4 protein-coding genes are annotated in these 5,196 nt (G+C 38.7%); all 4 read left to right on the top strand.

Annotated elements, in window-relative coordinates; all coding sequences use genetic code 11:
- Positions 1–1,308 (top strand): AAA family ATPase (locus ACKI5B_RS01740; protein WP_407425230.1); only part of this gene is annotated, 1,308 nt, incomplete at its 5' end.
- 73 nt (positions 1,309–1,381) lie between these two features.
- Positions 1,382–2,908 carry a type I restriction-modification system subunit M gene (locus ACKI5B_RS01745; protein ID WP_407425231.1) on the top strand — a complete coding sequence of 509 codons (1,527 nt, stop codon included), beginning with the start codon at positions 1,382–1,384 and terminating at the stop codon, positions 2,906–2,908.
- Between the two features lie 199 nt (positions 2,909–3,107).
- Positions 3,108–4,250: a restriction endonuclease subunit S gene (locus tag ACKI5B_RS01750; protein ID WP_407425232.1), complete on the top strand. Its 1,143-nt coding sequence runs from the start codon at positions 3,108–3,110 to the stop codon at positions 4,248–4,250.
- On the top strand, positions 4,247–5,196 hold a 950-nt coding region (locus tag ACKI5B_RS01755; protein ID WP_407425233.1), incomplete at its 3' end, for a hypothetical protein. The genes ACKI5B_RS01750 and ACKI5B_RS01755, both read left to right, overlap by 4 nt.

Genomic DNA, 5,196 nt, shown 5'->3' on the forward strand with positions numbered 1-5,196 from the left:
TATGGCGATACTCACGACAAAGTATTCATTCTTTATGGTCTGCGAAGAACTGGAAAAACAACCTTGATTCGCCAGATTATTTATAACATGAATGACGAAGACAGAAATAAAACTGTTTTTATTCAGATTAATCCTACAAACACGCTTGCTGATGTAAATAAAGATTTACGAAAGCTAGAGACTCTTGGATATAAATACGTATTCATTGATGAAGTAACAATGATGGATGATTATATACAAGGTGCCGCCCTGTTTTCTGATGTTTTCGCATCCAGTGGAATGAAAATAGTGCTTTCAGGAACAGATTCTCTTGGCTTTGTTTTTTCGGAAGATGAGCAGCTTTACGACAGATGTATATTGCTTCACACAACCTTTATTTCTTTCAGGGAGTTCTCAAATGTTTTGGGCATCCATGATATCGATCAGTACATGGAATTTGGCGGAACCATGAGCCAGAGCGGAGATAATTACAACAAGGGAATTTTTAGAACAAAGAAAAGTACAGCTGATTATGTTAATACAGCTATTGCCCGTAATATCCAGCATTCACTTAAAAACTATCAGTATGGAAGTCATTTCAGAAATCTAAAATCAGTTTATGATAAAGTTGAACTTACAAGTGCCATAAATAGAATTGTTGAAGATATGAATCATGAGTTCACAATTGAAGTGCTCACACGGGCTTTTAAGTCTCATGACTTTGGCAGTGCAAAGGATATAATGCGAAAAGACCGAGAAAATCCTACAGATGTCATTGAAATAAAAGAATATCTTGATTTATTGGATTTGACCTGTGACATTCCTCTTGTGAACATGAATGATTTGAGCAATAAGAAAGTTACCACTGTGTTTAGCCAGCCAGGTCTGCGATATTCTCAGGCAGAATCTTTAATTAAATCTCTGATGATGGATGAAACCTTTAAGAATATTGATGCACAGGAGCGAAAGCGAATTACAGAAAGAATCCTTGACGATATAAAAGGCCGAATGCTTGAAGAAATTGTTCAGCTGGAAACAAAAAAGGCAAATCCAAATTTGGAAGTGTTCAAGCTACAGTTTGCAGTCGGAGAATTCGATATGGTCGTTTATGATCCTGATAAAATTTGCTGTAAGATTTACGAAATAAAACACAGCAAAGAAAAATCACCGTTCCAGTACCGCCATCTGATTAACGAAGATAATTGCAAACAGACAGAATTCAGATACGGAAAAATTCTAGAAAAAGTTGTGCTGTATCGTGGAGAAAGCTACTCAGAAGAAAATGGAGTTCAGTATAAAAACGTGGAAGACTATTTGATGGAGATTTAAGAATAAGAGTAAACTACAAAAATGTCGAGTTGTGTGATATAATCAAAATATCAAGTTACATAAAGGACACATCATGGCAAAGTCAAAATCACCCAAATCAAAATCAACTTCAGCCACCATCGGCTTTGAACAGCAGATTTGGGATGCAGCCTGCGAACTTTGGGGACACATCCCTGCTGCAGATTACCGCAAAATCTTTACAGGACTTATCTTCTTAAAATACATCTCAACCGCATTCGAAAAGAAATACAACGAACTCGTAGAAGAAGGCGACGGTTTTGAAGACGATCCCGACGCATACGAATCAGAAAACATATTCTTCGTCCCACCAGAAGCACGCTGGTCAGAAATTGCAAAGGCAGCCCACACACCGGAAATCGGTACAATCTTAGACAAAGCCATGATTGCCATAGAAGCCGACAACAAAAGCCTCAAAGGTGTCCTTCCAAAAAACTACGCCAACCCCGAACTGGACAAACGTGTTCTTGGTAACGTAGTAGACGTATTCACCAACATGGACATGAGCGACACCGAAGCAAGCAAAGACCTCTTGGGCCGCACCTACGAATACTGCATCGCGCAGTTTGCTTCCTACGAAGGAGTAAAAGGCGGCGAGTTCTACACACCGGCAAGCGTAGTAAAAACAATCGTAAATATCTTAAAGCCTTCAGAAGGAAAACGCGTTTACGACCCATGCTGCGGGTCAGGCGGAATGTTCGTTCAGTCCGTAAAGTTCATTCAGGAGCACGCAGGAAACAGAAGCAACATTTCAGTCTTCGGACAGGAAGCCAACGCCGACACCTGGAAAATGGCCAAAATGAACATGGCAATCCGCGGAATCGACGCAAACTTTGGCGACCACCCGGAAGATACCTTTTTCAACGACCTTCATTCTACGCAGAAGTTCGACTTCATCATGGCAAATCCGCCCTTTAATTTGAGCAACTGGGGTCAGGACAAATTGCAGAATGACCCGCGCTGGGCATACGGACTTCCACCTGCAGGCAACGCAAACTATGCCTGGATAGAACACATGATCTACCACCTGGCTCCAAACGGAAAAATCGGCCTTGTACTTGCAAACGGCGCCCTTTCCACCCAGACCTCAGGCGAAGGAGAAATCCGCCGTAAGATAATCGAAGCAGATTTAATAGAAGGAATTGTCGCCATGCCAACCCAGCTTTTCTACAGCGTAACAATTCCGGTAACCCTCTGGTTCATCACCCGCGGCAAAAAACAGACCGGCAAAACACTCTTCATAGATGCCCGCAACATGGGCCACATGGTAGACCGCAAGCACCGCGACTTTTCCGAAGAAGACATCGCCCGCCTTGCCGACACCTTCACCGCCTTCCAGAACGGCACCCTCGAAGATGTAAAAGGCTTCTGCGCAGTTGCCACCACAAACCAAATCGCCGCCCAGGATTACATCCTCACCCCCGGCCTCTACGTTGGCATAGAAGAAAAAGAAGAGGATGACGAACCTTTTGATGATAAAATGAAACGTCTGACAACAGAACTTGGCGCAATGTTCGCAAAGAGCCACGAGCTCGAAGAAGAGATAAAGAAAAATCTTGCAGGGATTGGGTTTAAGATTTAGGGCGTGCCGGCAGCAAGCTGCCGTCGGCTGTTCCGCCCTTCGCTAACGCTCACCGTCCTCGGCTGCCCTTCGGGCATCCTGCGGTCGGCAAGGGGCTCCATAGCCTCACGCATGAGGGCGGCGCAGGCGGGCCGGAAGTAACACTATAAAAAAGAAATACGTCATTCCGAACTTGTTTCGGAATCTATAATATAAAGGAATGAAAATGGAAGAGTGGAAAGAATGTAAGGTAAAAGATATCACCTCATTAATAACAAAAGGAACTACTCCTTCAATGATTGGTGCAAATTTTACTACTAATGGAATCAAATTTATAAAATCCGAATGTATTCTTGAAAACTCCCGATTATTAGATTCTTCTAAATATACATTTATTTCTTCAGAAACAAATGAACGCTTAAAACGTTCTCAAATCATCGAAAATGATATCTTGTTCTCAATGGCAGGTATGTTTTTAGGAAAGACCGGTATTGCTACAAAAGATGATGTGCCAGCAAATACAAATCAAGCTGTTGCGATAATTCGGATTATTTCAGAAAAAGCTGATTTTAAATATGTATATTATTTCTTAAATCAAAAAACACTTATAACTTATATCAATGGTATTTCTGGACAATCCGCCCAACCAAATATTAACCTTCAACAAATTGGCGATCTTGAAATCAAACTTCCCCCTCTCCCCACCCAGCAAAAAATCGCCGCCATCCTCTCGTCCCTCGACGACAAAATCGAACTGAACAACAAAATAAACACCAACCTCGAACAGCAAGCCCAAGCCCTCTTCAAAAACTGGTTTGTAGATGGTTCAGAAAAATCTCATACAATTGGCGATTATATAGTTCCAAAACGAGGAAAGAATCTCTTATCAAAAGACGCAATTCCTGGTGAAGTTCCTGTTGTTGCAGGAGGTCTTGAACCAGCAACTTATCACAACACCGCAAATACAAAAGCACCTGTTTTGACAATTTCCGCCTCAGGAGCAAATGCCGGTTTTGTTAATCTTTGGAATATACCAGTTTGGTCATCTGATTCATCATATATAGATTCAGAAATGACAAATGATGTTTATTTTTGGTATATATTGTTGAAGCTTCGACAAAAAGAAATTTTTGATAGTCAAACAGGTTCTGCACAACCACATATATATCCGCAACATATTTCTGTTATGCCAATAGCAGAATTAGACTTCAATAAGGTTTATAAGTTTACAAAACAAGTTACTCCATTTTTTGAACAAATCGGTGCAAATCAACAAGAAAATTTACGTTTAATTGCTCTTCGAGATACGTTATTACCAAAGTTGATGAATGGAGAAATTGAGGTAGATAAGGTGAAACTATGAAAGCTTTCATAAAAGAAAATCTATTTAAAATTATATCTCTAATCCCAGTATGTTTTATTGCTCTTGGAGCTTTTATTCTCAATATCTATTTAAATCAGTTTGGAATCATCGATGTCGCATTATTTGATTCACGAACAATCTTTGTTGGTTTTGTTGCTCTTTTTCAAATTGTATGTTTCTTTTTCTTTTGGGCAATGCATATTTTAAAATATACATGTCCAAACCGCATTGTATTTTTAATAATCAATTGCTTTCTAAAAAGTGTTGTTTTCACAGTTGCTGTAGCCACACTCCTTGGGAACTATGATAATTCTACTAATCCAGAACTACATCCAGTTTTTGTTGTTTTTTTGATTATTGGCATTATTATAACTTTTATAATACTTGAATCTAATTCAAAAGGAAACCTTTGGAATTCCGGAAAACTAATAAACAAAATCATTTATATATTAGGATTGATATATTCTACATCTTCTTTGATATTTTCCGTTTACCTAATCGAAAAAGATCAAGTTTTGTCTGAAATTTATGAAGTATACAATTATTTAAGTATTTATTTCTCCTTATTCTTATTTATCCGATGGTCTCGTGAAAAGCATTCTATTGAACCAGATGAGGATGTATCGAAGTTTACAAAAACAGGAAAAATTGGAAAACTCGATTATGCATTTACTGTTTTATATTTTATAGGTGCCATTATGGTTTTTTTAATGACTTATTCAAAATATGTATTTCCGAATATTTCTAGCAATTTAGGGGGAGGTGCTTACAAATACAATACTATCATTATAAATGACGACTCTTCCATCACAGGAAAAATTATTCATAGTAATTCAAATTACATTTATGTTATCGAAGAAGAAAACAAGTTGTCTCAATATCCTATTACTACGATTAAAGCATATGCAATTCAGAATGATATTACAAATGAGGCTGTTGTTGCTCC

This window comes from Treponema sp., assembly GCF_045657965.1.
Taxonomy (GTDB): domain Bacteria; phylum Spirochaetota; class Spirochaetia; order Treponematales; family Treponemataceae; genus Treponema_D.

Coding starts and splice junctions, on each gene's coding strand:
- ACKI5B_RS01750 (WP_407425232.1), top strand. CDS start 3,108: ATGAAAATGGAAGAGTGGAAAGAATGTAAGGTAAAAGATATCACCTCA.
- ACKI5B_RS01745 (WP_407425231.1), top strand. CDS start 1,382: ATGGCAAAGTCAAAATCACCCAAATCAAAATCAACTTCAGCCACCATC.